The organism is Microbacterium sp. Gd 4-13, from assembly GCF_003095395.1.
Taxonomy (GTDB): domain Bacteria; phylum Actinomycetota; class Actinomycetes; order Actinomycetales; family Microbacteriaceae; genus Microbacterium.
In genome coordinates this window covers 879,492-906,082 of record NZ_QEIJ01000001.1, presented here as the reverse complement: position 1 = coordinate 906,082, position 26,591 = coordinate 879,492, and the positions used below count along the sequence as shown (strand labels likewise).

Below are 26,591 nucleotides of genomic sequence, written 5' to 3'. Positions count from 1 at the left end.
CGAGCCCCCTCGCGTGGGAGGGCGTGAGCCGCGGCGCGATCGACGCATGTCGCTCGGCCAGCATCTCGTCGAGCTGCGCAGGCGGCTGATGATCGCCGCTCTCGCTCTCGTCGTCGGGATGGTCGTCGCCTTCTTCATCACGGGTCCGGTGATCGACGTTCTCACCGAGCCCATCCGCATCGTGGCGGAGCAGCGGGGCACCGATCTCGTGGCCCTGAACTTCGCCGGCGTCACCTCCGGCTTCGACCTGCGCATGCGGATCGCCTTCGCGCTGGGCCTCCTGCTGTCGGCACCCATCTGGCTCTGGCAGATCTGGGCGTTCATCGTTCCCGGGCTCACGCGGTCCGAGGTGCGGTACACGATCGGCTTCGTCGCCGCCGCCGTGCCGCTGTTCTTCGGCGGCTGCGTGATGGGGGTGTTCATCATGCCCCACATCATCGAGCTGATGGCCACGTTCGTGCCCCAGCAGGGGGCGCAGCTGTTCGAGGCGGCCAACTACTACGATTTCGTCTTCAAGCTGCTCATCTTCATCGGGGTCGCGTTCGTTCTCCCGGTCTTCCTCGTCGCGCTCAACTTCGCCGGCGTGATGAGCGGAATGGCGATCCTCAAGGGATGGCGCGTCGCCATCCTCGTCGCGACGATCTTCTCGGCCCTGGCCACGCCCGCGGCCGACGTCGTCAGCATGCTCGGCCTCGCCGGCATCCTCATCGTGCTCTACCTCGCGGCGGCGGGCCTCACCGTGCTGCTCGACCGCCGCCGCAGGAAGCGTCAGGAAACCCTGCTCCCGCCGGAAGCCACCGCGTGAGTTCGCTCAGCCCGGCCGAGCGATTCGCTCGGGCCTCCGAGCGCGTGCGCCACCCGCGGACGGCGGACTTCGCCGCGTCCCAGCGGTTCGACCTCGACGACTTCCAGATCGCCGGGTGCCAGGCGCTGGAGGAGGGTCGCAGCGTGCTGGTGGCCGCGCCCACCGGTGCCGGCAAGACGATCGTCGGAGAGTTCGCGATCCATCTCGCCATGCTCGAGCCGGGCGAGAAGGCGTTCTACACGACGCCGATGAAGGCGCTGTCGAACCAGAAATTCCGAGAGCTCGTCGACGTCTACGGCGCAGACGAGGTCGGTCTCCTCACCGGCGACACCAACATCAACGGGTCGGCGCGCATCGTCGTGATGACGACCGAGGTGCTGCGCAACATGCTCTACGCCGACTCGGGCGCGCTCCGGGGTTTGCGCTACGTGATCATGGACGAGGTCCACTACCTCGCCGACCGGTTCCGCGGCGCGGTGTGGGAGGAAGTCATCATCCACCTCCCGCCGAGCGTGCGACTCGTGTCGCTGTCGGCGACGGTGTCCAACGCCGAGGAGTTCGGCGACTGGCTCGACACCGTGCGCGGCGACACCGCCGTCATCGTGTCCGAGACGCGCCCGGTTCCGCTCGAGCAGCACGTACTCGTGCGGGGCGACCTGTTGCCGCTGTTCGACGATCGAGCCGGGGTCGCCACTGCGCAGGTGAATCAGGAGCTGCTGCGCATGCGCTCCGCGGGGGGAACGACGTACGAGAACAACCGGCGCTCCCAGGCCGGTCGCAGCTCGGGCCGCGCGGGCTACGCGGCGCAGCGCGGACGTTCGTCACAGCGCGGCGCGCGCCCGATCGGAAACACCCACGCGCAGCGCATCGAGAGACTCGACCGTCCGGACGTGGTCGCTCTCCTCGAGCGCGCCAACCTCCTCCCCGCGATCTTCTTCATCTTCAGTCGCGTCGGCTGCGACGCCGCGGTGCAGCAGGTGCGCCGCTCGGGTCTGCGATTGACCACTCCCGAGGAGCGCGACGAGATCCGCCGCGTGGTCGAGGAACGCACCCGGAGTCTCCTCGAGGAAGACCTGGCCGTGCTCGGCTTCTGGGACTGGCGCGAGAACCTCGAGCGCGGCGTCGCCGCCCACCACGCGGGCCTCCTCCCGGTGTTCAAGGAGGTCGTGGAGGAGCTCTTCCAGCGCAAGCTCGTCAAGGCCGTCTTCGCGACCGAGACCCTCGCACTCGGCATCAACATGCCCGCACGCACCGTGGTGCTGGAGAAGCTCGAGAAGTTCAACGGCGAGGCACGTGTCGCCATCACGTCGGGGGAGTACACGCAGCTGACCGGGCGCGCCGGTCGCCGCGGCATCGACGTGGAGGGCCACGCGGTCATCCAGTGGACCGCGGCGTTGGAGCCGCAGTCGGTGGCGGCGCTCGCCTCACGTCGCACCTACCCGCTGAACTCGAGCTTCCGGCCGACGTACAACATGGCCGTGAATCTCATCGACCAGTTCGGACGTGCGCGATCGCGCGAGATCCTCGAGTCCTCGTTCGCTCAGTTCCAGGCCGATCGCGCGGTCGTCGGGCTCGCCCGCCAGGTGCGCGACGCCGACGAATCGCTCGCCGGGTACGAGAAGGCGATGACCTGCGATCGGGGCGACTTCCGCGAATACTCCGAGATCCGGCGCCAGCTCGCCGACCTCGAGAAGCTCAACCGTCGCGACGCGACCGCCTCGCGCGCGACGCGCGAACAACGGCAGCGGGAGCTGTCGAGCCTGCGCAAGCGCATGCAGCGCCACCCCGCGCATTCCTGTCCCGACCGCGAGAATCACGCCCGGTGGGCGGAGCGGTACTGGAAGCTGAAGCGCAGCACCGACAAGATCCGACGCCAGATCGAGCAGCGCACCGGCACGGTCGCGCGCATCTTCGACCGCGTCGTCGACGTGCTCGGCGCCCTCGATTACGTCGCCGAGCGCGACGGGGTTACGACTCTGACGCCGGCCGGCCGCACGATGCGACGCATCTACGGCGAACGCGACCTGCTGATCGCGGAGTGCTTGCGTCGAGGTCTGTGGAAGGAGCTGGATGCGGCGGCTCTGGCGGCGCTGGCATGCAGCCTGGTCTATGAACCCCGCCGAGACGACGCCGGGCCAGGCGAACACGGCCTGCCGCGGGGGGCGTTCCGGAAGGTGCTGTCCGACACCGAGACGCTCTGGCAGCAGCTCGACGATCTCGAACGCGATCACCATCTTCCGGGTACCGAGCCGATCTCGGCGGGCCTCGCCTCCGCGATGCACTCCTGGGCCCGCGGTCTTCCGTTGGATCGCGTTCTGGCCGACGCCGACATGGCGGCGGGGGACTTCGTACGCTGGTCGAAGCAGACCATCGATCTGCTCGACCAGATCTCGCTCGTCGCCGAGCCCGGCCTCGCGGGAACGGCCCGCAAGGCCCTCGACGCGGTGCGCCGCGGCATCGTCGCGTATGCGACGGTGTGACGCGCCGCAGCGAGCGCTCAGGTGCGGAGATCTAGGGTGAGATCCGTGCCCCGAACTCCGGCCGTCCGCCCCGTCCTCCCGCTCTGGGCCGCATCGCTCACCGCTGTGGTCGGCGGCTTCGCTCTCGACCTGTCCTTCCCCGACGTGGGGTGGTGGCCGCTCGCGTTCGTCGGCGTCGGTTTCTCGCTCGTGTCGTTGATCGGGCGGCGCGCGGGAGGAGCGCTCCTCGTCGGGCTGCTCTTCGGCGCGTCGTTCTGGTTCACCCACGTCGACTGGACCTCGCGCTACCTCGGAGTGGTGCCGTGGTTCGCGCTGGCCGGTCTCGAGACGGTCATCATGGGGGCGCTGGCCATCCCGATCGCCCTCGCCTACCGCTGGATGCCGCGGGTGCTTCCGGGGCCCGTCGGGCGTCTTCTGGGGCTTCCGGCGCTGGTCGGGGGCCTCTGGACGATGCGCGAGCTCGTTCTCGGCTCGTGGCCGTACACCGGCTTCCCCTGGGGGCGGATCGGGATGAGCCAGTCAGAGAGTCCGCTCGCCCATCTGTCTTCGTGGGTCGGGGTCACGGGGCTGACCTTCCTGATGGTCTTCTTCGTCGCCGCGGTGATCCAGTGGATCCGCGAGGCGCGGTGGCGCGCCCTCGTCACCGCGGTGCCCGCCGCCGCGCTCGCGATCCTCCTCCTGGTCGTCCCCGCTTTCCCGACGACGGATGCGGGGTCGCTCACCGTCGGCAGCGTGCAGGGGAACGGCCCGAGCGGATACTTCGACCGCCGCGAGCGCGGGGCGATCCTGAACGCTCAGCTCGCCGCATCCGCCCCGCTCTTCGGCGAGGAACTCGACGTGCTCCTGTGGCCGGAGGGTGGGATCGACTCCGACCCACTATCGAACGCCGCGACGGCGGCCACCCTCGACGCGCTGTCCGAGCGCGTGGACGCGCCACTGATCGTCAACGCGGCGACCGCGCGCGGGGACGACATCTTCAACACATCGATGCTCTGGAAGTCCGGGGAGGGCGCGACCGACCTGCACGACAAGACACACCCCGTGCCGTTCGGCGAGTACGTGCCCGATCGGGACTTCTTCGCCATGCTCGCCCCCGACCTCATCGGCCTCATCGGACGCGAGTACACCCCGGGCACGAACGCGCCGTTCTTCGACCTGGACGGCGTCGGGGTCGGCCTCGCCATCTGCTTCGACGTCATCTACGACGACGTCGTCTGGGACGGCGTCCGCGACGGTGCCGAGGTCTACATGTTCCAGACGAACAACGCCGACTTCCGCAACACCGACGAGAACCTGCAGCAACTCGCGTTCGCCCGCATGCGAGCGATCGAGACCGGTCGAGCGGTGGTGAACATCTCCACCGTGGGAACGAGTCAGGTGATCGCGCCCGACGGTTCGACGATCGATTCGCTGCCGTCCGACACCGCCGGGGCGATGCTCACCGACGTGCCGTTGCGCGAGGGGCTCACCCCCGCCGCGATCATCGGCTCGGGCGTGCAGGCCGTGGTCGGATGGGGGAGCTTGCTTGCCCTCGTGGTCTTGGGCGGTTTCGCGTTCGCGCGCCGGGAAAAGAACTGACGCCGACCCCCGAGGGGATCGGCGTCAGGAGACGAAACGGAACGTCAGGCGCTGATGCGCTCCACGTCGCCGCCGCCGCGACGAGCACGGACGAAGGCGAGACGCTCTTCCAGAAGCTCTTCGAGCTCGGGGAGCGAGCGGCGCTCGAGCAGCATGTCCCAGTGGGAGCGGGCCGCCTTGTCGTCGCTGTGGTCGACCGTCGCGGTCGTGTCGCCGACGCGGCGCAGCGCTTCGCCACCGCAGGTGCGGCATTCCCAGCTGTCGGGAACCTCCGCGTCGGCGGCGAACGTCAGGGTGCTGTCACGTCCACAGGACGTGCAATTGTAGGTGTGCTTAGTACGGTCATGGAAAACGACGCCCTCTTCGCTCTGTAAGCTCTGGGCGCCGAGTCGGATGCCGCGCAGGCTGCGGTCTGCCATTGTGTGGTCCTCTCGTCGCTGATCAGGTATAACGTCTCGGCCTGGGCGATCCATCCGAACACCGGGTGAACGGTTCGCATTCACAGTCGATGCTCAGAGTGACGCGGGGCCCAGGATCCTCAGCGCGACGTCAGCGCAATCTGTCACCATACCGTCGCAGCCGATGTCGGCGAGCCGGCGCATGTCGGCGGCATCGTTCACGGTCCAGACATGCACCTCGACGCCGTAACGGTGGGCGGTCTCGATCAGGCGCGGACTGAGGACACGGACCGCTCCCTGGCGCTCCGGGATCTGCAGCGCATCGACGCCGCGCAGCGCCCGCTCCGCCAGCGGACGGGAGTGCAGCGACACGGCCAGGAGCACCTTGGCGATCGTCTCGCGCCCCGCCGAGGTGGCCGGCCGCACGGTCGCGCCCGCCTCGGCCGCGGCGCGCAGAGCCGTCAGGCGGCGTGCGTCGGAGAAGCTCGTGAGCAGGACGCGCGCGGCCGCCGGCGCGACGAGGTGTCCGACGGGCTCGGCCGCGGCTGCGGCTTTCACGTCGAGATTGAACCGCACGTCGGGGAACGTCTCCAACGCCTGCTCGAGCGTGATCAGGCCGCCGCGCCCGGACATGAGGTCTTCGAGTTCGCGGACCGTGACGTCGGAGACCTTCCGAGGATCCCCGACCGTGCGGGAGAGATCCTCGTCGTGGAAGAGCACGACTGTTCCATCCTTCGTCAGATGGCAGTCCGATTCCACGTAGAGGGCACCTGCGGCGTGGGCCGCGGCAACGGCGGCGAAGGAATTGTCGACGACGCCGTGGCTCGCAGCATCCGTCGTGACGAGACCGCGGTGCGCCAGAACGCGGGGGACCGATGCCCCCGCGAACCAGGGGTGCGTCACGCCGCCGGGTCCGCGGGCGCAGCGGCGTCGGCGTCGGCGACCGTCGACTGGCCGGCGCCGCCGGGCATGCTGCTGCGCACCTGCACGGCGATGTCGTCGGCCTCGCTCGCCGCCTTTCGTGCGGCGTCGACGGCCTCCTGGGCTGTGCTGCTGCTCGCGGTGGTGGCGCGGACGCCCTCCTTCGCCGAGGACGGCGTCGCCGCGGCGCGCCCGCCGAAGGCGTCGCCGATGCCCTTGAGCGCCTCGGTGAACTCGCTCGGAATGATCCACATCTTGCTCGAGGCGCTGTCGGCGATCTTGGGGAGGGTCTGCAGGTACTGGTACGCCAGCAGCTTGTCGTCGGGGTCGCCGACGTGGATGGCGTTGAAGACCATCTCGATGGCCTCCGCCTCACCCTGTGCGCGCAGGACTGCTGCCTGCTTGTCGCCCTCGGCGCGGAGGATCTCGGCCTGTCGGCGGCCCTCCGCCTCGAGGATCTGCGATTGCTTCGAGCCCTCCGAGGTCAGGATGACCGCTCGACGGTCGCGCTCGGCCCGCATCTGCTTCTCCATGGAGTCCTGGATCGACAGCGGCGGATCGATCGCCTTCAGCTCGACGCGCGAGACCCGAAGGCCCCACTTGCCGGTTGCCTCGTCGAGGACGACGCGGAGCTGCCCGTTGATGTTGTCGCGGCTCGTCAGCGCCTCTTCGAGGTTCAAGCCGCCGACGACGTTGCGGAGGGTGGTGGTGGTCAGCTGCTCGACCGCGCTCAGGTAGTTCGCGATCTCGTAGGTCGCCGCCCGGGCATCGGTCACCTGGAAGTAGACGACCGTGTCGATCGAGACGACGAGGTTGTCTTCGGTGATCACCGGCTGCGGCGGGAAGGAGACGACCTGTTCGCGCATGTCGACGAGGGGGCGTACGCGGTCGACGAACGGGACGAGGAGGTTGAGCCCGGGGCTCAGCGTGCGCTGGTAGCGACCGAGCCGCTCGACCACGCCGGAGTATGCCTGCGGGATGATGCGGATCGCCCGGAACAGCACCACGACCACGAAGATCGCCAGCACCACCAGAAGAACGATCACGAAGATCTGGCCGATGAAGGCCCCTACGTCAACCATCGTTGGTCTCACTCTCTGTCGGGGGGATCGTTCGGGGAGCAGGCGTGACCTCGACGGTGGCTCCGTGCACCGCGTCGACGATCACCCGGTCGCCGGCCGCGAGGACGGGATGGGGGAGGGCGTCGGAGAGCCGGGCCGTCCAAGTTTCGCCGTTGTCGAGGCGGACGGAGCCGGCACCGTCGAGGAAGGGAGCGACCACGCGACCGCCGATTCCGTACAACGCATCCACATTGGTTCGCGCGGGCGGCTCGCCGCGATGGAGCGCACGCAGGAGAAGAGGTCTGATCGTGAAGAGAAGCAGCGCCGAGACGGCGGCAGCGATCGCGACCTGCAGCCACCACGGCCCGCCGAGGAGGAAGACTCCGAGGCCGCCGATCAGAGACCCGGCGGCGAGCATGAGGAAGGTGAATTCGAGGGTCAACAGCTCGATGATCACGAAGAGCAGGACCAGCACCAGCCAGGCGATCCAGATGTACTGCGTCAGATCCGGCAACATCGGGCATCCTCTCCCGCTCGTGTTCGAACCCTAACATCCGGGGGTCCGACCGGGCCCGTTGATAGGCTGATGACAGGTCGAATCCCCGCGGCCGCGCCTCGATTCGACCAGGAGTTCTCGCATGTCCCAGCCTCTCGCCGCCGGTTCGCTCCAGGGTAAGACCGCCCTCGTGACGGGGTCGTCACGCGGCATCGGAGCCGACACCGTCCGCTACCTGGCCGAGGCCGGAGCCGATGTCGTGATCAACTTCCGCAACAAGGCGCCTCGCGCCGAGAAGCTCGCCGCTGAACTGCGCGAGCTCGGCGTGCGGGTGCTCGTGGTGGGCGCCGATCTCACCGACCCGACGTCCGTGCAGGCCATGTTCTCCGAGGTCGAGCGCACGTTCGGCAGCCTCGACGTGCTCGTGCTGAACGCGTCGGGCGGCATGGAGTCCGGCATGGCCGAGGACTACGCGCTGAAGCTCAACCGCGACGCGCAGGTGGGCGTGCTCGAGTCGGCCCTTCCCCTCCTCGGGCGCGGCGCGCGAGTGGTGTTCGTCACCAGCCACCAGGCGCACTTCATCCGCACGACGCCGACGATGCCGGAGTACGAGCCCGTCGCGCGCTCCAAGCGCGCCGGTGAGGATGCCCTCCGCGAGCACATCCCCGCGCTCGAAGAGCGAGGCATCGATTTCGTCGTCGTCTCGGGCGACATGATCGAGGGCACGATCACGGCGACCCTGCTCGAGCGCGCCAACCCCGGCGCGATCTCGGCTCGCCGCGAGTCGGCCGGACGCCTCTACAACGTGTCGGAGTTCGCCGCGGAGGTCGCTCTCGCCGCGGTGGAGCCGATCCCCGAGGGTCACACCCGTCTGGTGGGCGACACCGACTCGTTCCAGGGGGAGTGACGGTGCGCGCCCGCGACATCGAGTCGCTCATCTCGGTCGGGCGCCCCTCGATCGCTCCCGACGGGTCGTTCGCTGTCTTCGCGACCTCGAGACCCGACCTCGGCGCGAACCGGGCCGTCGGCCAGGTGTGGCGCGTGGACCTGCCCGACGGCGAGCCCCGCAGGCTCACCCGCGGTACGGCCGACTCCGGCCCGGAGCTCTCACCCGATGGGACGCGGATCGCGTTCCTCCGTGCGGACGCGGCGCGGCACGCGCAGGTGTTCGTCATGCCCGTCGACGGCGGCGAAGCACTGCAGGCGACCGATGCCGAGACAGGCGTGCTGGCCTTCTCCTGGTCACCGGACGGTGCCGACCTCGCGTACACGGCCCGCGTCGCCGAGCGCGGGCGCTACGGCACGGTCGACGGACTGGATGCTTCCGACGAGGCGCCCCGGCGCATCACCGGCATCCGTTGGCACGCGAACGGACTCGGATACATCGCCGACCGACCGGCGCACCTGTTCCGGATCGCCGCACCCGACCCGACCAGCGAACCCTTCTACGACGCCGCCCCGCGGGTTCTCGCCGAGGGCGAGGAGGCCGCCGAGACGCCTCGCGTAGCCGCATCCGCCGTCCAGCTCACCGACGGCCCCGCAAGCTGGTCGGGTACGACGTGGACCGCGGACGGCACCGAGATCCTCGTCATCCCCGACATGATCGAGACCGATTCTGCCGACCTGCGCGATCGTCTCGTCGCCGTGGCCGCCGACGGATCGGGCTCGCGAGAGCTCGTGGGCGCGGAGCGCTCGCTCTCGATCGACGACGTCGCCGTCGCGCCCGACGGTGTGGTGTGGCTGATCGCCAGCGACGTCGGCCAGAGCCGCGTCGACTTCGTCGCACCGGGAAGCGCGCTGTGGGTCCTCGAAAATGACGGCGAGCCGCGCCGCCTCACCGATCCCGAGACGATCGACCTGGGCGAACCGGGTAGCCGGATCACGGTCGACGGTGACGACGCCGTCGTCCAGGACCGCACCCGCGGTCGGGTCCGACTGCTGCGCGTGACGCGCGACGCGACGGTGACCGAGGTGCTCGGCGGCGACGTCGATGTGTCGGGTCACGCAGCATCCGGCGACACCCTCGTCGTCGCGGTCGGCACGGCCGATTCGTTCTCCGACCTCGCCGTCGTGAGCGACGGCGAAGCGCGGCCCGTGACGAGCTTCGGCTCGGCGCTTCGCGAAGCGGGACTGGTGGAGCCGCGTGAGATCGAGATCACCGCGCGCGACGGCTATCCGGTGCACGGGTGGGTCGCCGCACCGGAGGGCGAGGGGCCGTTCCCCGTGCTCCTGCAGATCCACGGCGGGCCGTACTCGTCGTACGGCGTGCGCGTGTTCGACGAGACCCAGGTGCTCGTCGACGCGGGCTATGCCGTCGTCTACTGCAACCCGCGGGGGAGCGCCGGTTACGGACGGGCGCACGGTCGGGCCATTCGCCAGGCGATGGGCACGGTGGACTACACCGACATCCAGGACTTCCTCGACGGTGTGCTCGCCGCGGACTCCCGTCTCGACGGTTCACGCACCGGTGTCATGGGCGGCTCCTACGGCGGCTACATGACGGCGTGGACGATCGCCCACGATCACCGGTTCGCCGGTGCGATCGTCGAGCGCGGGATGCTCGACCCCGCCACGTTCGACGGCACCAGCGACATCGGCAGCTTCTTCGGGCACGAGTACGTCGGTACCGACCCGGCGGCGATCGCGCGACAGAGTCCGATGGCGGTCGTCGGGCAGGTCACCACACCGACGTTCGTCATCCACTCCGAGCTCGACTTCCGGTGCCCGCTCGAGCAGGCCACGCGCTACTACAGTGCACTGAAGCGTCAGGGCACGGAAGCAGAGATGCTCATCTTCCCCGGGGAGGACCACGAGCTTACCCGGGCGGGACGCCCCCGGCACCGTGTCGAACGGTTCGAGGCGATCCTCGACTGGTGGGATCGCCACCTTCCCGTCGCCCAGTGAACGACGAACGCCCCGCGACCAGGTCGCGGGGCGTTCGTCGTTCACCGGATCAGCGGACGGTCTTGCCGAACGTGAAGGCGCGTGCCACCTGGAAGATGCCGAGTACGACCAGCGAGATGCCGACGAAGAGCCACAGGATCGCGACGTACAGCGGCGAGAAGAGCAGCGTGACGCCGGCGATGATGCTGACGATCGCGAAGAAGATCGTCCAGCCCTTCGATCCCGAGTCGCCGAGGGTCGACAGCGAGACGACGCCCTCGATCAGCCAGAGGATGCCGATCAGCACACCGATGAAGACGGCGAGACCGACGGTGGCCGCGGCGAGGTTCACCAAGGCGACGATTCCCGCGATCACGAAGAGGATGCCCAGCACGATGTGCCCGATTCGCGACCACCCCTGACGGGTGCGCGAGAAGACGCCCAGACCGGCGTAGACGAGGCCGGCGACGATGACGTAGACGGCGATGATCGCGGTCACCGCCTCCGCGGCGTGACCCGGCCAGACGAGGATCACGATGCCGGCGATGATCGAGATCACGCCACCGATCCCGAGGGCGGTGCGGATGGCCGTCACCGCAGACTTGTCGAACGAGATGGTCGCAGACATGCGCTGCCTTTCTGAGAGAATGCTGAGAACACCCTTACTGTAGACCCACCGGGCGGGGAGTGGGGGACGTGCCGACGCACGACGACGTCTGCCTCCGGCTCGTCAGCCGAGCAGCAGCGTCGCGAGGAACAGAACGGGCACGCAGCCGAGCGTGGTGATGAAGATCGTGTCGCGCGCGATGATCTCGCCGATGTCGTAGCGCTGGGCGTAGTTGAAGACGTTCTGGGCGGTCGGGAGCGCTGCGAGCACGACGACGATGAGTACCTGCTCAGACGGGAGAGAAAACGCGAGCGCGAGCAGCCACGCCGCGACCGGCATGGCGAGCAGCTTCAGAGCGGAGGCGACCAGCACGTCGGCGCGGCGCCCGCCGGTGGCGAGCACGCGCTGCCCGTGCAACGAGATGCCGAACGAGATCAGCATGATCGGCACGCAGGCGTTGGCTACGAGCATCAGCGGGTCGAAGACGATCGGGGGGAGGTCGATGTCGAGCAGGGCGACGAGCACACCGAGAGCGGAGCCGATGAGCATGGGGTTTCGCGCCGTTTGTCGAAGGATGCGTCCGGCCGACCGGGCGCCGGAGGTGGCGGCGTCCAGGAGGGCGAGGGCGATCGGCATCACGATGAGCAGCTGGAAGAGGATCACCGGCGCCGAGTACGCAGCGTTCCCCAGCATGTAGAGCGAGATCGGGATGCCGATGTTGTTGGAGTTGACCAGGCCGCCGGAAAGGGCGCCGATCACCGATTCGCCCACTCCCCGTCGCAGCACGAATCGCGCGACCACCGTGTAGATCGCGAAGATCACCGCCGCCGCGAGCATCGAGACGGGCAGGAGTGCGGAGAACAGGGTCGCAACGTCGGCCCGGGCAAGCACGACGAAGAGCAGGAAAGGCGAGAGGACGAAGAATGTCAGCCGGCTGAGCACGTACCGCGCGTGGGGCCCGAGCAGGTCGATCCGGCCGACGATGTAGCCGACGACGATCGCCACGGCGACGACCAGGAAGCCGGTCAAGACGCTCAGCACGAGCTCACTCGTCGTCTCCCTTGTCGGCGGGACCCTTGACCTTGTCGTCTTTCGGCCCCGGCTTGCCGTTGCCGTTGCCGTTGCCGTCGCCGGGACCGGTATCGGGTTCGGCCGGCTCGTCCTCGTCCGCCTCTTCGGGCGTGGGAGTGGATGCGGGGGTGGTGCTCTCGACCGCCGGCGTCGACGCCGACGGCGCGGGAGACGGCGTCGCCAGCGTCGACAGATCGGCACGTACGATCGCGACGGCGGCGAGGATCTCTTCGGCACGTGCGGCGTCGATCCGCGCGTCGTCGCGAGCGGCCGCCACCGCCTGTTCGACGGTCGCCAGCGTCGCGTCGGCGGCGGCGTAGTCGCCCGACGAGGCCTGCTCGGCCGCCTGGGAGACCTGATCGCGCCAGCCGTCCTCGGGAGCGGGGGAGCACCCCGCGAGCACGATCGCCGCGGCGACCGCGACGGTGGAGAGCAGCCCCGCGCGGCGGATCACAGCGCGCTCCAGAGGTCGCGGAAGTGCGAGCCGAGCGGATCGGGGAGAGGGGGGAAGGCAGGATCCGTCGGGGAAGAAGCGGCCGTGGAAAGGAGAATCCCGACCGTGACAGCGATCGCTACCACGACCACGAGGACACCGAGCGCCCACCAGAGCCGGCGCGGGGGTGTGCTTCTCGCGGGCGCATCGGCCGCCGGTTCGAGCACGCGGGTGCGGGGATCGAGCACTGCGGTCGCGCCGGGATCGAGCACGGCCGTCGCGCCGGTGAGCTCCGTGCTCCTCGCGACACGAGAGGGCGCGGCAGGGGAGAGCGCAGCATCCTCGCTCTCGATCCGTCGCGCGGCACGGGTGACCGCTGCCGCGTCGGGACGGTGGGAGGGGTCGAGAGCGGTCATCGCGCTCAGGAGCGCGCGCCAGTCGGCGGGCAGGTGCGGCGGGATTTCGGGAGTGCGGGCGATGCGTGCAGCCAGTGCCTCGTGCGGCGTCTGCTGGGCGAAGGCGCGCTCGGACGTGAGGGCCTCGAGCAGCAGGAGTCCGAGCGAGTAGACGTCGGATGCTGCGCCCGCCCGGTCTCCGCGAGCCTGCTCGGGACTCAGGTAGGCCGCGGTGCCGACCAGCGTGCCGGTGCCGGTGAGTCTCGTGGAGTCGACGAGAGACGCGATGCCGAAATCGGCGAGCATTGCCCGGTCTTCACCGAACTCGGTGCGCGCGGGGCGGAGGAGCACGTTGGAGGGCTTGATGTCGCGATGGACGACCCCCGCCGCGTGGATGACCTGCAGGGCTTCGCTGAGCTCGATCGCCAGCCGCGCCGCCTTCCGCGGAGGGAGCGGGCCGTCGGCGATGGCGGTGCGCAGAGTCGGGCCGTCGACGAACTCCATGACGAGATAGGACGGATCGGTCTCGAGGCTCGCGTCGAAGAGCGTCACGAGTGATTCGTGGCTCAGGCCGGCGAGAAGTCGCGTCTCGGACTCGCGTCGCCTGCGATCGCGCTCGTCGGCTGCCTCGACGGTGAAGATCTTGACGGCGACCTGTCGACCGAGAGATGTGTCTGTCGCGCGGTGCACCCGCGCGTAACCGCCCTGACCGACGATCGTCTCGAGGCGGTAGCGGCCGTCGAGCAGCTCGGCGGCGTCCGCGGGGGAGTCGGGCGCTGTCACACGTCCACTCTAGACAGCGCTGGAGGGGCGTCCGACGCCTGAGCTCAGAGCGTCCGTGCCACGGTGGCGCGGCCCGGCCGAGGGTGGGCGACGATCTCGCAGCCACTCTCGTCGAAGCCTGAGAGCACCCCACCGAAGCAGCGGTGTTCCACGGGCATCCTCAAATCGTTGAGCTTCACAATTATCAATGTTTATGAGATTATGGCGAAGACCTCCTCGTCGGAGGACCGCCCTCACAACGATGTGGAGATTAGACATGCGCGCAAGATTTGCGATCGTGCCGCTGGCCGCACTTGCCCTCGCACTGGCGGGTTGCGCCGCGGGCACGACCCCCGCCGACACGGAGTCGGCGTCAGGACCCGTCGGGGCGGATGCGCCGCTCTACGACGGACTGCCCGACGCGATCAAGGACGCCGGCAAGATCACTCTCGCCGGCGACACCCACCCTCCGTACCGCACCATCGAAGCGGACGGCCAGTTCACCGGCATCGATCCCGACCTGCAGAAGGCACTCGCTGCGCAGTTGGGTGTGCCCTTCGAGATCGAAACCGCTTCGGGGCTCGACGCGATGCTGACCGGTATGCTCTCCGGCCGCTACGACGGCTTCAATGGGCCGGTCCGCTCGACGCCCGAGCGTGAGGCTGATTTCGACGCGATCGTATGGATGACCACGCGCACGTCATACGTGTATCTGAACGACCGCGCTGACGATTTCCCTGACAGCGAAGCCGTCTGCGGCGTGCGGGTGGCGGGTGTCACAGGGTCTGTCACCGAAAGCCAGATCGCGCTTCTCAACGAGTGGTGCGTCGACGAGGGCCTGGAGCCGGCCGAGTTCATCGGCCTCGAAGACACCAACTCCACGATCCTCGCGGTCAATTCCGATCGCGCCGACCTGGTGGGCACCACTCAGGCGTCGGCCATCGATCTGCTCGCCGCGCAGCCCGACAGGTACGGGTACGTCATGCAGACCGACGAGCAGGGTGCCGGAGTCGACCAGCTCGCCATGTTCCTGCCGAAAGACAGCGGGCTTGCAGAGCCGATGCTCGCGGCCTTCCAAGCGGTCTTCGACAGCGGTGAGTACGAAGCGATCATGGCCGAATACGGCATCGAGGATGCCGCGGTTCCCGCTCCGGTCCTGAACCCGTTCACCGCAGGCTGACGCACGAGGAGCACGTCGTGACCACCCCCATCATCACCCCGCCCCGCACCGGCGGCTGCGTCGACGTCGCCGACTCTCGTCGTCGGTTCCATCCCTGGCGACTGGTCGTCGGCGTGCTCCTCGCGCTCGCCCTGCTGCAACTCGGTGCCTTCCTCGTCACCAATCCCCGTTTCGAGTGGAGCGTGGTCGGAACATACCTTTTCGACCCCACCGTGCTGCTCGGTCTGACGGTCTCGATCTTCCTCACCGTGGTCGCCATGCTGCTGGGCTCCGCGTTGGGAACGCTGCTCGCGGCCGGACAACTCACCGAGTTCGCGCCGCTGCGCTGGGCGAGCATCGCGTTCGTCGCCGTCTTCCGCGGCGTCCCGCCGCTGGTGCAGCTGATCTTCTGGTACAACCTGGCCTATTTGCTGCCGAGGATCGCCGTCGGCGTCCCGTTCGGGCCCGAACTGTTCTCGTGGCCGACCAACGACATCATCACTCCGCTCACCGCGGCCATCATCGGGCTGTCGCTTCATGAGGCCGCGTACATGGCGGAGATCGTCCGCGCCGGCATCCTCTCCGTCGATCAAGGCCAGCGCGACGCGGCGAAAGCCATGGGGTTCTCCCGTTGGCACACCTTCTCACGCGTGGTGTTGCCGCAGGCGATGCGCGTCATCATCCCGCCCGCAGGTTCTCAGGTGATCGCGCTGTTGAAGGGCACGTCGCTGGTGAGCGTGATCGCGATGGGAGATCTGTTGCATTCGGTGCAGGTCATCTACAACCGCACCTACGAAGTGGTGCCCATGCTGCTGGTGGCCGTGATCTGGTATCTCGTCGTCGTGACTCTGCTCACGATGCTCCAGCGGCGCGTCGAACAGCGCTTCAGCCGCGGATTATCACGTGCCACAGCGACGAAACGAACCGTACAGAAGCTGGAGGTCGCGCAATGAGCGAACAGGTGGATATCCCCGTCCTCGAGGTCAGCGGCGTCCGCAAGGCCTTCGGAGACCACGTCGCCCTCGACGGCGTGGACTTCCGCGTCGGTGAGTCCGAGGTCGTCGCGATCCTCGGCCCGTCGGGGTCGGGTAAGTCCACCCTCGTTCGTTGCGTGGATCTCCTGGAGCCCATCGACGGCGGTGCGATGTATCTGGACGGGAGGCTCCTCGGTCACGAGAGCCACAACGGACACCTCCGACCGATGTCCGACGCCGACATCCAGCGCCAGCGTCGCCGGATGGGCATGGTCTTCCAACAGTTCAACCTCTTCCCGCACTGGAGCGTGCTGCGGAACGTGACCGAGGCGCCGATCAAGGTGCACGGCGTCCCGGCAGCGCAGGCGCGGAAGCAGGCACTCGAATTGCTCGACCGCGTCGGGCTCGCCGACAAGGCGAGCGCGCACCCTCGGCAGCTCTCCGGTGGGCAGCAGCAGCGTGTCGCGATCGCTCGCGCCGTCGCCGCGAACCCGCGCATCCTGTTGTTCGACGAGCCGACCAGCTCGCTCGACCCCGAGCTCGTCGACGAGGTGCTGCAGGTCATCAAGGATCTGGCGACCACGGGCATGACGATGATCGTCGTCACGCATGAGCTGGCGTTCGCGCGCAATGTCGCAGACCGGTGCGTGTTCATGGCGGAGGGGCGTGTGGTCGAAGACCGCCCCGCGGAGGAGTTCTTCACCTCTCCCCGTTCGACGAGGCTCAAGACCTTCCTCACCCGCACGGCGCCGCCGGTATCGGCCGAGCAATGACGACTGTTCTCGCAACCGGCGACCTCGTGCTGGAGACGACCGATGCGGCCGGGCTCCTCGCGCCGTCGATCGATGTTCTGCGCGGTGCCGATGTGTTGATAGGACACCTCGAGATCCCGCACGTCGTGAGCGGCACGGTGCTGACGACCGACGTGCCCGCGCTACCCGGGCCGCCCGAGGCGTTGGATGCGGTGGCGTCGGCCGGTTTCGACGTTCTCACTCTCGCGGGCAACCACGTCTACGATTTCGGACCGGCCGGCATCGCCGAAACGGTTGCGCATTGCGCAGACCGGGGGATCGCGACGACGGGCACGGGGGTCGACATCGACGAGGCCTTCCGCCCCGCCGTCGTCCGCCGCGGCGATACCGAGGTGGCCGTGCTGAGCGTCAACTGCGTCGGGCCTCGCGAATCCTGGGCCACGTCACTCAAGCCGGGCGCGGCATACGTCGAGGTCATCACGCACTACGAGCCGCGCAACGCCAACCCGGGTGGGCCGCCTCGCGTCTTCACCTTCGCCGAGAAGCGTTCGCTCGCGCGCGCCGTCGCCGCCGTCCGAGAGACGGCCGCCACCGGCGCGGTCGTGATCGTCGCGCTGCACAAGGGGCTCGTGCACGTTCCGGTCGAGGTCGCCGAGTACGAGCGGCAGATCGCCCACGCCCTGGTCGACGCGGGTGCGCAGGCCGTGATCGGCCATCACGCGCACATCCTTCGTGGTGTCGAGGTCTATCGTGGTCGGCCGATCTTCCACGGTCTCGGCAATTTCGCCACCGTGACGAAGGCGCTTTCCGCGTCGCCGGGAGATGCGGTCGAGCGTGCGACGTGGGCACGTGATCGCATGCGACTGTTCGGCTTCACCCCCGACCCCGCGATGCCGGACTACCCATTCCACCCCGAAAGCCGCAGCACGGCGATCGCTCGGATCGACATCGACGGCGGCGAGGTCGTCGCCGCATCCGTCATTCCGTTCTGGATCGACGATGCAGCTCGACCCGTTCCCGTAGCGGGGGCCGACCGAGGCCGCGACGTCATGACCTACATCCGACGCATCACCGCTGACGCGGGGTTCGACACCGATTTCGACGAGACCGCAGATGGTCTGTCGATTCATCTGGAAGGAGCGACAGCATGAGCGAAGCACGGGGGCCTCTGGAGGGCAAGACCGTACTCGACCTGACAACGGCGCTGGCAGGGCCGTATGCGACCCTGCTTCTCGCCAGCCTCGGGGCTCGGGTGATCAAGATCGAGAACCCGACGCGCGGTGGCGACTCGTCGCGCAACAACTCGCCCTACGTCACCTCCGATGGACTGAGCAAGAAGCGCACCGCACCCGACGACATGTCGGTGTCGATGATGCTGCGCGGCCGCAATAAGGAGAGCATCACTCTCAACCTGAAGCACCCCGAGAGTCGAGAGGTCTTCCTCGATCTCGCCCGCACCGCCGACATCATCGTGGAGAACTACAGTGCGGGCGTCACGGGGCGCTTGGGTATCGATTACGCCGCCGTCCGCGCGGTCAACCCGGGTCTCGTGTACACATCGATCAGCGGATTCGGTGCGCAAGGAGTCTCGGGCGACGGGAAGGCGATGGACACGATCATCCAGGCGCTGAGCGGCGTCATGATGACGGCGGGGGAGCCGGGCGACGCGCCGGTTCGCTTCGGACTGCCCGTAGGCGACCTCGTCGCCCCGCTGTTCGCGGTCATCGGGACGCTTTCCGCAGTCCTTCACGCCGAGCGCACCGGGGAGGGGCAGCACGTCGATGTGTCGATGCTCGGCAGCCTCACGTCGCTCGTAGCGTGCGAGCCCTTCGACGCTCTCGAAGCCATCGGCATTCCGCTGCGCACCGGCGCGTATGTGCCGCGCCTCGCGCCCTTCGGAACGTTCCGAGCCGACGACGGCTGGTTCGCCATCTGCGCGCCCACCGACGCCTTCGCCGACGGCGTCCTTCGCGCGCTGGATCGGGACGACCTCCTCGATTCAGAGAAGTACGCCACCCGTGACGCGCGCGTGCATCACGCCGACGAGCTGCACGCGATGATCGCGGCATGGGGCGAGGACAAGCTGCTCGTGGACATCCTCACGGCGTTCGAGCTCAACGGGGTGCCCGCCGCCCCGGTTCGCGACACCGCGCAGGCCGTGCGCGACGAGGTCGTGCTCAAGCGCAAGGAGGTCGTTCCTCTCGTGCATCCCGAGTACGGGCACATCGACGGGTTGTACGGGGCGGGCCTTCCCATCGTGTTCTCTCGCAGTCACGCCGACCTCTCCCGGCCCGCTCCGGGCCTCGGTGAGCAGACCGAGTCGGTGCTTCTCGGTCTGCTCGACTACGACGCGGAGCGCGTTCAGAGACTCCGTGCCGACGGAGTGCTGTGAGCGCCGACGTCGTCGTCGGTGTCGTCGGAAATGACGTTCCGCGTCAACTGCTGCTGGCCGCGGGAGCCGTCCCGCGACGGCTCATGGGCTCATGGAGCGGCAGCATCGATGAGACGGCGGCCGAGATGCTCGGTGCCACGGACCCGGTGGTCGCGCGCATCCTGACCGACCTGCTCGCCGGTGCGGCGGACGATCTCGGAGCGATCGTGATCTGCAACGATTCCCAGGCGCACCTGCGGTTGTTCTACGTGTTGAGGATGCTGTCCGGCACAACCCTGCCGCCGGTGCACCTCGTCGATCTCCCACGTCGGGACAGCGCGGCCGCACGCGCCTTCACCGCCGAGCAGTTCCGCGCCACCGTCGACGTGGTATCGACCATCACCGGGCGTCGACCCGACGCCGCGTCACTGCTCGCTGCCGCGGAGTCTGAAGCGCGCGTCGGTGGCGCCGCAGCTCTCATGCGGGATCGCCGCCGCCAGTCGCCCGCGGCCGTATCGGGGACCACGGCGCTCGCCGCGAACCTGCGCGCGATGGCCTCGTCGCCGGATGACGCCGTGGCGGCGTTCGACAGCGCCGTCGCCGAACAGCCCGTCGCCCGTCGCCTCTTCATGACCGGGAGCACTCATCCCGACGCGTCTTTCTACGATGCGATCGAGAGGGAGGGGTTCACGATCGTTGCGGAGGACCACGACAGCGGCGATCTCGCGTGGATCGGCGTTGGCGTGACATCGGGCGATCTCGAGGTGGTCTGCGCGGAGCTCGCCGATCACCATTTCGCGCGCGACCTCGCCTCGCCGGTCGCGCTCATCGCCGATCGAGCCCGATCTGCGCGAGATCGTGCGGGCGCGGCGCAGGCGGAAGTGGCCGTCGCGCTCCTTCGGGCCGGTGACGACGCCCCGGCGTGGGACGCCGCATCCGTCCGCGATGCTCTCGCCGACATGGGCATTCCGCTGCTGGTTCGCACCGTGGATGTCGGCGATGACTCCGCCGCCATCGCCCGATCGATCGCGGTGGATGCCGCCGAGGGGGTAGCGGCATGAGCGACGATCGTCTGCACAGCGCGGTGAGGGCAACCGGCTACCAACGCGAGTGGTTCCAGCACGTGCGGGCACGCGGTGCCGCAGGGGAGCAGATCGCGCTCGTCAACGCGGATGCGCCGCATGAGATCTTCCGGGCGATGGGAATCCCGTATGTCGTGAATCAGTGGTGGGCGTCGGTGATTGCCGCGAAGCGCGCAGCCCCCGCGAGCCTGGCACGCCTGCGCGCCCTGGGCCTTCCCGACACGAACCGCCAGTACGACGCGCTCGCCCTCGGCGCGCAAGACCTTCCCACGGAAGATGCGCCGTGGGGCGGACTGCCGACACCGGCGTTCGCCGTCGCGGAGCGCAGTGGCGATGTCACGGCCAAGATCTTCGAGCTGTGGGGCCGCCGAGCCGAGACCGACACGTTCCTGCTGTCGCGGACGGCAGCAGTCCCCGCACTCGAGGGCTGGTGGGACCGAGTGCCGCACGACTGGGAGTCTGTTTTCGGAGCCGCCCGCGTCGACCTCCTGGCAGCAGAGATCCGCGAGCTGATCACCTGGCTCGAGGAGCGCACCGGGCGTTCCCTCGATCTCGACGTGCTCGCCGAGGTGATGGACCTCGCGAACCGTCAGGCCGAATGGAACCGCCGCACGAGAGACATGCTCGCAGCGGCCCGTCCCGCGCCCGTCGCGGTGACCGATTCGATCCCGAGCGTCATGATCCCGCAGTGGCACCGCGGCACTGCGTGGGCCGTCGAAGCTGCAGAGCGACTGCACGACGAGGTAGCGGCGCGCATCGAGGCGGGGTCGTCGGTAGCGCCGCGCGAACGTCGGCGGCTCATGTGGATCGGACGCGGGCTCTGGTCGAACCTCGAGATGTACCGCTCGTTCCAAGAGGAGTTCGGCGCCGTGTTCGTGTGGTCGATGTACCTCGCCATCGCCGCGGACGGCTACGCACGATACGGCGGCGACCCGATCCGGGCACTCGCGGGCCGGTTCGTCGGACTCACCGACCTGCTGTACGTGCCCCCCATGTCGTCGAGCTGGTATGCGAAGGAAGCCGTCGCGCACGGCGTCGACGGCGTCGTGCATCTCGTGGCGGACGATACGCCCGGGAGCGCCTTCATCAGTGCGGCGCTCGAGGAACGCGGCATCCCGGTGTTGGAGATCCGGGCGAACAACGCCGACTCGCGCTCCACCGACGAGGCGCGGGTGCAGGAACGGATCGCGGAGTTCATCCGAGCACGCGTGCCCGAACGCGTGTGAGCCCGTGCCGGGACTCGCCGCTTTCACGCCGTTCCAGAACCCGCGCTTCTCTCTGTACTTCACCGGCCAGGTCATCTCCAATACCGGCACCTGGTTTCAGAACCTCGCCCTGTCGCTGGTCGTACTGCAAGCCACGGGCAGCGCATCCGCATTGAGCGGCGTCACGGTCGCGCAATTCTTGCCGCTTCTCGTGCTCGGCATCCCCGCGGGCCGGCTCGCCGACCGTGTGCGACCGCGCACGATCCTGTTGGTCACCGCCGGGGCGCAGGCGATCATCGTCGCAGTTCTGGCGATCGTGCTGGCGGGCCCCACCGTCGAGGTGTGGACGATCTATGCCCTCGTGCTCGTTCTCGGAACCGCGAACACCTTCGATCGTGTCGCGGCGCAGGCGATCATCTTCGAGCTCGTCGGGCCCGGCGCCTTGAGTCGCGCCGTCTCGATCAGCACCATCGCGCTGGCTGCGGCCCGTTCGATCGGTCCGGGTCTGGCCGGTCTCGCGTTCGCGGGGTGGGGTGCCTCCGCGTGCATGGTGGTCAACGCCGCGTCATTTCTCATCGTGTTCGTGTCTCTTCTCCTTATTCGACCGTCGCGCCTGCATCGACGCCCGCGCGCGGACCGGAGCGACCCGCGGACGAGCGCCTCACCATTGCGAAGTCGCCCGTTCGTGATTCTGGCGATCGTCAACGTCGTCGTGGCGCTCTTCGGACTCAACCTCATGCTCGTTCTCACGTCGACGGTGACGCTCGATTTCGCGGGCGACGCGACCGCGGTCGGTGCTGTGCACGCGATGAACGCCGTCGGCGCGATCGTCGGCGGGCTCCTCGCTGCGATTCCCGCGTCGGTCTCGCTGCGCTCTCTGATCGGCGGGTGCGCCGCGCTCGGCTTCGCCCTGATGGTGAATGCCCTCGCCCCGACCCTCCCGCTGCTGTTGCTCGCGGGGCCGCTCCTCGGTCTCGGTGTCGGCTACTACCACGGAACCATCAACGCCGCCGCGCAATCGAGCGTGGCTCCGGCGCAGCTCGGGCGTGCGATGTCACTCGTGACGCTGGGGAACTACGGCATGGCGCCTCTCGGCGCGCTGCTCATGGGGTGGGTGACGGATGCCCTTTCCGGCCGAACGGCGCTCGCCATCGGCGGGGCGGCAGCGCTGCTCAGCGCGGCCTTCGTCGCGATCGCGACCAGGCTGCGTAGCTGAGTCAGGGCCCCGGGTTCACTCGGCCCTGCGCCGGCCGTCGACGCGCGGCGACGGCAACGGCCTCCGCCTCCGCGTCGCCGAAATAGCCGCCGGCGAGGATCTCGGCCGCCCGGTCGAGGAGTTCGGTGAGCGAGTCGCCGAGGTCAGCGCCGAGTACGGTCCTGAGGCGTTCCTCGCGCGCGACGAGGTCAGCGGTGCAATCGGCCAGTACCGACCAGCCCACCTCGGTCAGCTGCACGAGCCGAACCCGTCGGTTGCTGGGGTGCTCGACCTTCTGGATCAGGCCCGCGTCGAGGAGATCTTCGGAGGCGACGTGCGCTGCTTGTGCGCTGACGAAGGTCCGTCGCGCGACCTGAGCGTTGGAGAGGGGGGTGCCCTCGCCGAGCACCTGCATGATCAGGAGCTGCGGCATGGTGACCCCGCGTGCGAGGGCCGTATTCTCTGCGGCTCGGCTCAACGCCCGGGCAAAACGGTAGGCGGTGTAGTTCAGCCGACTCGTTGCTGGCGCGCCTCGGGGGTCTCGGGGCGTGTCATCCACGGTGCCACCATACTCGGAGCGCGAGCCGTCGCTGGGGAGGTGAAGGGTGGGCGCGGGAAGGTCTGGAGTCATTGCCTCCGTCGTTGACGGGGGTCCACTCGGGCGGTATCGTCGACGGCATAATATCAACGTAATTGATATACCTGCAGAACCCGAGTCGATGGAGACCCGAGATGACACGCAGCATCCACGTCCGCACGGCGTTTGTGGCGATCACGGCGGCGGCTCTCCTGGCCACGGGGATGACCGCGGGGTCGGCGCCCGCGTCCGCCTCCACGCCCACCGAGGTCTCCGGAACGCTCGCCGACGCGACGCCCTACCGCTTCGTCGTTCCCGAGCGGTGGAACGGCACCGTTTTCGTAGAGTTGGACTTCGCCGCATCGACGAGCGTGTCCGGCTACGTCGAGCACCTTCTCGCCTCCGGAGCTGCCTACGGGGGAACGACGCGGACCGTCACCGGGTGGGACATCGCCGGAGCCATCGACAACCAGATCGAGGCGCTCGAGAGGTTCGAGGCCGCAGTGGGGCCGGCGACGCGCCGGATCGCTACCGGTACGTCGATGGGCGGGTTCGTCGCGGCGGGAGTGGCGCAGCGCCGACCAGGGTCTATCGACGGTGTTGCGTCGTTCTGCGGAGGTCTCTCCGGCGCGGTGTCGCAGTGGAATCAGAAGCTGGACACCGTTTACACGCTTTCGCGGCTTCTCGACCCCGACGGTGCGCTGCCGGTCACCGGAATCCCCGCCGATGTCGCCGGCAGCGTGTCCGCCTGGCGTGCCGTGCTCTCCGAGGCGCAGGGGACACCTGAGGGGCGGGCACGCATCGCGCTGGCCGCGGCCATCGGCCAGCTCCCCGCGTGGGCCGAATCGCAGCCGCGCCCCTCGCCGCGTGACCCCGACGCTTACCAGGCCGGGTGGTACGGCGCGCTTGCCGGAGGCGGCCTGCCCTACATCGGCCAGGCGATGAGCAGCCGTCGCAGTCTGGAGACGATCACCGGCGGTAACCCGTCGTGGAACCTCGGCGTCGACTATCGCGCCCAGTTCGCGGCGGCGTCGAAGCAAGACCGCAAGGTCGTCGAACGCCTCTATCGGGCCGCGGGTCTGTCGCTCGAGGAAGACCTCGGAATCGTGGATGCCGGTGAGCGGATCGCGGCCGACGAGGCTGCCGTTCGGCAGCTCGAGCAGGGCATCGAGTTCGACGGCGCGCTGTCGGTGCCGGTCCTCACGATGAGCAACATCGGTGACCAGATCTCCACCGTCGCCCAGCAGGACGAATACGGCGATCTCGTAAAGGCGGCCGGTAATGGGGGACTGCTCCGCCAGATCTACGTCGAGAGCGTGGGGCACTGCGCGTTCTCCGATGCCGAGAAGGTGGCAGCGGTCGACGTGCTGCTGGGCCGCCTCGATTCCGGACGGTGGAGGTCGACGTCGGCCGCAACGCTGAACCGGGCGGCAGAGGCTACCGAGCTGGGGGAGGCCCGGTTTCTCCGCTTCACGCCCGACGATTTCACCCGCCCGTATGCCCCGGCAGTGTCGCCGCAGGTGTGAGATGGGCGTCGCCAGTCGGCTCGGCAGCGGCTGCGCTCATCCTGGTGGGGCCACGATGTCAAGGCCGACGCGTGCACGCGGCGGATGATCATAGATTCGGGCTATGAACGGTGTTGCCGCCTCTGCGCCCGGGCGAACTTCCCTGGTGGGGTTTCGGTCGCGCTTCGCGGGGGCAACGGTTCTTGCAGCGTTGATCACGGTCCTCGCCGGGTGCGGCCTCACGATCCCGAGCGATCCCTCCGGCACTCTCGACGACGTGCGCGGTGGCGTCCTCCACGCGGGGGTGTCACCCCACGACGGGTTCGTGAGCGTCGACGGGGATGAACCCGCGGGAACCGAGATCGAGGCGATCCGCGCATTCGCGGAGTCGTTGGACGCGCGGGTCGAGTGGACGGTCGGTTCGGAGGAGGCTTTGGTGAGGGGTCTCGAAAACGAAGAACTCGACCTCGTCGCGGGCGGCCTCACTGACGAGACGCCGTGGGTCGACATGGCAGGCGTCACCCGGCCCTACACCGAGATCACGGATGCTGACGGGACCACCCGCAAGCTGGTCATGCTGGTGCCGATGGGGGAGAACGCCTTCATCTCGGAACTTGAAACCTTCTCCAGCGGGTACGTGGACGACGGGGGAGAGCGATGAGCCGGGAAGTGGTGCGCTTCGGACACACCGAGCTCCCCGAACGTCAACGTGAGGTGCTCCGGCGCGCCGTGCGCCTGGAATGGATCACCCTCGGCGTTCTCACCGTCACCGTGATCCTGATGTTCTTCGTCGTCGGCAACTCGCAGGCGATGAGAGCGGCGTGGATCGAAGACATGCTGTCCTTCATCCCGCCGATTGCCTTCCTTGTCGCGGTTCGCATCAACCGTCGTCTGCCGACGAAACGTCACCCCTACGGCTTCCACCGATCGGTGGGCGTGGGGCACCTCGTCGCTGCCGTTGCGCTGTGCTCGATGGGCATCTTCCTCATCGTCGAGTCCGGCTCGGCCCTGCTGCGCGGAGAGCACCCCACGATCGGCACCATCGAGTTGTTCGGCGTTTCGATCTGGCTGGGGTGGCTCATGATCGCCGTCATGGCGGTGACGTCGGTCCCGCCCGTCATCATCGGGCGCGCGAAGATCACGTTGGCGAAGGAGTTGCACAACAAGGTGCTCTACGCCGACGCCGACATGAACAAGGCGGATTGGATGACCGGGATCGGTTCGATCGTCGGGGTCTCGGGCATAGGCCTGGGGCTGTGGTGGCTGGATTCCGCGGCCGCGCTCTTCATCGCCGCCAGCATTCTCACCGATGGCGTGCGCAACCTCCGCGGCGCCGTCGCCGACCTCATGGACGAGCGGGCGACCACCTTCGATGACCGCAAGCCCGAGCCCTTGGCTGTCCGCATCGACGACTACCTTCGAGGGCTTCCCTGGGTAGCCGACGCGGGAAGTCGCATGCGCGACGAGGGGCACGTCTTCCATGTCGAGGCATTCGTCGTGCCGATCGACGGCACGGTGCCCTCGCTGGAGATGCTCGAGTCCGCTCGTGAGGCGTGCATCGCCCTCGATTGGAAGGTGCAGGACATCGTGCTCGTGCTCACCCGCGAACTGCCCGAGGTCGTCGGAGCGTGACGCTCTGTGAACCCCTCGAGGCGCGCGATCTGTGCATGCCGAGGAGTCGACGCCGAGGTATGCAGTTGGACGTCAAGCGCCATCGCGATCGCCGGCACCGAGCACAAAGCACAAAGCCTGGGTCAGGGCCTCTGCGGTCACGCCGACGCGGCCCACCAATCCCTCGGCGTGAGCACGCCGCACAACCGCCGAAGATGAATTCCTTGCCGAGAAGCTTGGAATCCGAGATCAACGATGAAGATTGCCGAC

General features: G+C 68.5%; 25 protein-coding genes. 16 read left to right on the top strand and 9 right to left on the bottom strand.

The features are described 5' to 3' along the window. The first annotated feature begins 46 nt into the window (after window positions 1-46). Genes tatC through lnt form a run of 3 tightly spaced genes read left to right on the top strand, consistent with a single transcriptional unit; the run spans window position 47 to window position 4,863 of the window. Complete coding sequence (tatC, locus tag DEA06_RS04315; protein ID WP_116646668.1) at window positions 47-805, top strand: twin-arginine translocase subunit TatC; 759 nt, start codon at window positions 47-49, stop codon at window positions 803-805. After that, complete coding sequence (locus DEA06_RS04310; RefSeq protein WP_116646667.1) at window positions 802-3,285, top strand: DEAD/DEAH box helicase; 2,484 nt, start codon at window positions 802-804, stop codon at window positions 3,283-3,285. Before tatC ends, DEA06_RS04310 begins: the two co-directional genes overlap by 4 nt. A 45-nt stretch (window positions 3,286-3,330) precedes the next feature. Continuing rightward, the gene (lnt, locus tag DEA06_RS04305; protein WP_116646835.1) at window positions 3,331-4,863 is read left to right on the top strand and encodes an apolipoprotein N-acyltransferase; all 1,533 of its coding nucleotides are present in this window, start codon (window positions 3,331-3,333) and stop codon (window positions 4,861-4,863) included. A 44-nt stretch (window positions 4,864-4,907) separates the two neighbouring features. On the opposite strand, the gene DEA06_RS04300 is transcribed toward lnt, so the two are convergent. The 4 genes from DEA06_RS04300 to DEA06_RS04285 form a co-directional block, all read right to left on the bottom strand. Next, on the bottom strand, window positions 4,908-5,282 hold the full coding sequence (locus DEA06_RS04300) for an RNA polymerase-binding protein RbpA (protein WP_116646666.1): 375 nt from the start codon (window positions 5,280-5,282) through the stop codon (window positions 4,908-4,910). A gap of 93 nt (window positions 5,283-5,375) precedes the next feature. After that, the gene (locus DEA06_RS04295; protein ID WP_116646665.1) at window positions 5,376-6,164 is read right to left on the bottom strand and encodes a glycerophosphodiester phosphodiesterase family protein; all 789 of its coding nucleotides are present in this window, start codon (window positions 6,162-6,164) and stop codon (window positions 5,376-5,378) included. Beyond that, complete coding sequence (locus DEA06_RS04290; protein WP_116646664.1) at window positions 6,161-7,264, bottom strand: SPFH domain-containing protein; 1,104 nt, start codon at window positions 7,262-7,264, stop codon at window positions 6,161-6,163. The genes DEA06_RS04295 and DEA06_RS04290 overlap by 4 nt, the downstream gene beginning before the upstream one ends. Beyond that, a complete protein-coding gene (locus DEA06_RS04285; RefSeq protein ID WP_116646663.1) occupies window positions 7,257-7,760 on the bottom strand; it encodes an NfeD family protein in 504 nt (167 codons plus the stop codon). The genes DEA06_RS04290 and DEA06_RS04285 overlap by 8 nt, the downstream gene beginning before the upstream one ends. Window positions 7,761-7,881: 121 nt before the next feature. On the opposite strand from DEA06_RS04285, the gene DEA06_RS04280 reads away from it, so the two are divergent. Together DEA06_RS04280 and DEA06_RS04275 are read left to right on the top strand one after the other, a co-directional pair. Further along, on the top strand, window positions 7,882-8,646 hold the full coding sequence (locus DEA06_RS04280) for an SDR family oxidoreductase (protein ID WP_116646662.1): 765 nt from the start codon (window positions 7,882-7,884) through the stop codon (window positions 8,644-8,646). A 2-nt stretch (window positions 8,647-8,648) separates the two neighbouring features. Continuing rightward, window positions 8,649-10,643 (top strand): S9 family peptidase, encoded by a 1,995-nt coding sequence (locus DEA06_RS04275; RefSeq protein WP_116646834.1) that lies wholly within the window; start codon window positions 8,649-8,651, stop codon window positions 10,641-10,643. A 49-nt stretch (window positions 10,644-10,692) separates the two neighbouring features. Here the strand turns inward: DEA06_RS04275 and DEA06_RS04270 are convergent, their stop codons facing one another. The 4 genes from DEA06_RS04270 to DEA06_RS04255 form a co-directional block, all read right to left on the bottom strand. Next, entirely contained in the window at window positions 10,693-11,250 is a 558-nt protein-coding gene (locus DEA06_RS04270; protein ID WP_116646661.1) for a DUF308 domain-containing protein, read from the bottom strand. Window positions 11,251-11,352: 102 nt separating this feature from the next. Beyond that, the gene (locus DEA06_RS04265) at window positions 11,353-12,270 is read right to left on the bottom strand and encodes an AEC family transporter (RefSeq protein WP_116646660.1); all 918 of its coding nucleotides are present in this window, start codon (window positions 12,268-12,270) and stop codon (window positions 11,353-11,355) included. 4 nt (window positions 12,271-12,274) lie between these two features. Continuing rightward, the gene (locus DEA06_RS04260; RefSeq protein ID WP_116646659.1) at window positions 12,275-12,754 is read right to left on the bottom strand and encodes a hypothetical protein; all 480 of its coding nucleotides are present in this window, start codon (window positions 12,752-12,754) and stop codon (window positions 12,275-12,277) included. Next, window positions 12,751-13,911 (bottom strand): serine/threonine-protein kinase, encoded by a 1,161-nt coding sequence (locus DEA06_RS04255; protein WP_116646658.1) that lies wholly within the window; start codon window positions 13,909-13,911, stop codon window positions 12,751-12,753. Before DEA06_RS04255 ends, DEA06_RS04260 begins: the two co-directional genes overlap by 4 nt. A gap of 256 nt (window positions 13,912-14,167) precedes the next feature. Between DEA06_RS04255 and DEA06_RS04250 the strand changes: the two genes are divergently transcribed. From DEA06_RS04250 to DEA06_RS04215, 8 genes are read left to right on the top strand one after another with little or no spacing between them, the layout of a single operon-like run. Beyond that, window positions 14,168-15,070 carry a transporter substrate-binding domain-containing protein gene (locus DEA06_RS04250; RefSeq protein ID WP_116646657.1) on the top strand — a complete coding sequence of 301 codons (903 nt, stop codon included), beginning with the start codon at window positions 14,168-14,170 and terminating at the stop codon, window positions 15,068-15,070. Between the two features lie 17 nt (window positions 15,071-15,087). Then, window positions 15,088-16,002 (top strand): amino acid ABC transporter permease, encoded by a 915-nt coding sequence (locus DEA06_RS04245; protein ID WP_116646656.1) that lies wholly within the window; start codon window positions 15,088-15,090, stop codon window positions 16,000-16,002. 8 nt (window positions 16,003-16,010) lie between these two features. Continuing rightward, window positions 16,011-16,796 carry an amino acid ABC transporter ATP-binding protein gene (locus tag DEA06_RS04240; protein WP_276308330.1) on the top strand — a complete coding sequence of 262 codons (786 nt, stop codon included), beginning with the start codon at window positions 16,011-16,013 and terminating at the stop codon, window positions 16,794-16,796. After that, entirely contained in the window at window positions 16,793-17,926 is a 1,134-nt protein-coding gene (locus DEA06_RS04235; protein ID WP_116646654.1) for a CapA family protein, read from the top strand. Before DEA06_RS04240 ends, DEA06_RS04235 begins: the two co-directional genes overlap by 4 nt. Further along, on the top strand, window positions 17,923-19,167 hold the full coding sequence (locus DEA06_RS04230) for a CoA transferase (RefSeq protein WP_116646653.1): 1,245 nt from the start codon (window positions 17,923-17,925) through the stop codon (window positions 19,165-19,167). Before DEA06_RS04235 ends, DEA06_RS04230 begins: the two co-directional genes overlap by 4 nt. Further along, the gene (locus tag DEA06_RS04225; RefSeq protein WP_116646652.1) at window positions 19,164-20,207 is read left to right on the top strand and encodes a 2-hydroxyacyl-CoA dehydratase family protein; all 1,044 of its coding nucleotides are present in this window, start codon (window positions 19,164-19,166) and stop codon (window positions 20,205-20,207) included. The genes DEA06_RS04230 and DEA06_RS04225 overlap by 4 nt, the downstream gene beginning before the upstream one ends. After that, window positions 20,204-21,454: a 2-hydroxyacyl-CoA dehydratase family protein gene (locus DEA06_RS04220; protein WP_116646651.1), complete on the top strand. Its 1,251-nt coding sequence runs from the start codon at window positions 20,204-20,206 to the stop codon at window positions 21,452-21,454. The genes DEA06_RS04225 and DEA06_RS04220 overlap by 4 nt, the downstream gene beginning before the upstream one ends. Before the next feature lie 4 nt (window positions 21,455-21,458). Next, complete coding sequence (locus tag DEA06_RS04215) at window positions 21,459-22,649, top strand: MFS transporter (RefSeq protein WP_116646650.1); 1,191 nt, start codon at window positions 21,459-21,461, stop codon at window positions 22,647-22,649. 1 nt (window position 22,650) lies between these two features. Here DEA06_RS04215 and DEA06_RS04210 read toward each other — a convergent pair whose 3' ends face one another. Further along, window positions 22,651-23,061, bottom strand: a complete 411-nt coding sequence (locus DEA06_RS04210; protein WP_165817915.1) for a MarR family winged helix-turn-helix transcriptional regulator — start codon at window positions 23,059-23,061, stop codon at window positions 22,651-22,653. A gap of 299 nt (window positions 23,062-23,360) precedes the next feature. Here DEA06_RS04210 and DEA06_RS04205 point away from each other — a divergent pair, with 299 nt between their 5' ends. The 3 genes from DEA06_RS04205 (at window position 23,361) to DEA06_RS04195 (ending at window position 26,342) form a co-directional block, all read left to right on the top strand. Continuing rightward, complete coding sequence (locus DEA06_RS04205) at window positions 23,361-24,731, top strand: hypothetical protein (protein WP_205781204.1); 1,371 nt, start codon at window positions 23,361-23,363, stop codon at window positions 24,729-24,731. 103 nt (window positions 24,732-24,834) lie between these two features. Further along, window positions 24,835-25,371, top strand: coding sequence for a transporter substrate-binding domain-containing protein (locus tag DEA06_RS04200; RefSeq protein ID WP_116646648.1), 537 nt, complete (start codon window positions 24,835-24,837; stop codon window positions 25,369-25,371). Further along, window positions 25,368-26,342 (top strand): cation diffusion facilitator family transporter, encoded by a 975-nt coding sequence (locus DEA06_RS04195; RefSeq protein WP_116646647.1) that lies wholly within the window; start codon window positions 25,368-25,370, stop codon window positions 26,340-26,342. The genes DEA06_RS04200 and DEA06_RS04195 overlap by 4 nt, the downstream gene beginning before the upstream one ends. Window positions 26,343-26,591: the final 249 nt, after the last annotated feature.

Coding starts and splice junctions, on each gene's coding strand:
- tatC (WP_116646668.1), top strand. CDS start 47: ATGTCGCTCGGCCAGCATCTCGTCGAGCTGCGCAGGCGGCTGATGATC.
- DEA06_RS04300 (WP_116646666.1), bottom strand. CDS start 5,282: ATGGCAGACCGCAGCCTGCGCGGCATCCGACTCGGCGCCCAGAGCTTA.
- DEA06_RS04290 (WP_116646664.1), bottom strand. CDS start 7,264: ATGGTTGACGTAGGGGCCTTCATCGGCCAGATCTTCGTGATCGTTCTT.
- DEA06_RS04285 (WP_116646663.1), bottom strand. CDS start 7,760: ATGTTGCCGGATCTGACGCAGTACATCTGGATCGCCTGGCTGGTGCTG.
- DEA06_RS04280 (WP_116646662.1), top strand. CDS start 7,882: ATGTCCCAGCCTCTCGCCGCCGGTTCGCTCCAGGGTAAGACCGCCCTC.
- DEA06_RS04270 (WP_116646661.1), bottom strand. CDS start 11,250: ATGTCTGCGACCATCTCGTTCGACAAGTCTGCGGTGACGGCCATCCGC.
- DEA06_RS04250 (WP_116646657.1), top strand. CDS start 14,168: ATGCGCGCAAGATTTGCGATCGTGCCGCTGGCCGCACTTGCCCTCGCA.
- DEA06_RS04235 (WP_116646654.1), top strand. CDS start 16,793: ATGACGACTGTTCTCGCAACCGGCGACCTCGTGCTGGAGACGACCGAT.
- DEA06_RS04230 (WP_116646653.1), top strand. CDS start 17,923: ATGAGCGAAGCACGGGGGCCTCTGGAGGGCAAGACCGTACTCGACCTG.
- DEA06_RS04220 (WP_116646651.1), top strand. CDS start 20,204: ATGAGCGACGATCGTCTGCACAGCGCGGTGAGGGCAACCGGCTACCAA.
- DEA06_RS04210 (WP_165817915.1), bottom strand. CDS start 23,061: ATGCCGCAGCTCCTGATCATGCAGGTGCTCGGCGAGGGCACCCCCCTC.
- DEA06_RS04205 (WP_205781204.1), top strand. CDS start 23,361: ATGACACGCAGCATCCACGTCCGCACGGCGTTTGTGGCGATCACGGCG.
- DEA06_RS04200 (WP_116646648.1), top strand. CDS start 24,835: ATGAACGGTGTTGCCGCCTCTGCGCCCGGGCGAACTTCCCTGGTGGGG.
- DEA06_RS04195 (WP_116646647.1), top strand. CDS start 25,368: ATGAGCCGGGAAGTGGTGCGCTTCGGACACACCGAGCTCCCCGAACGT.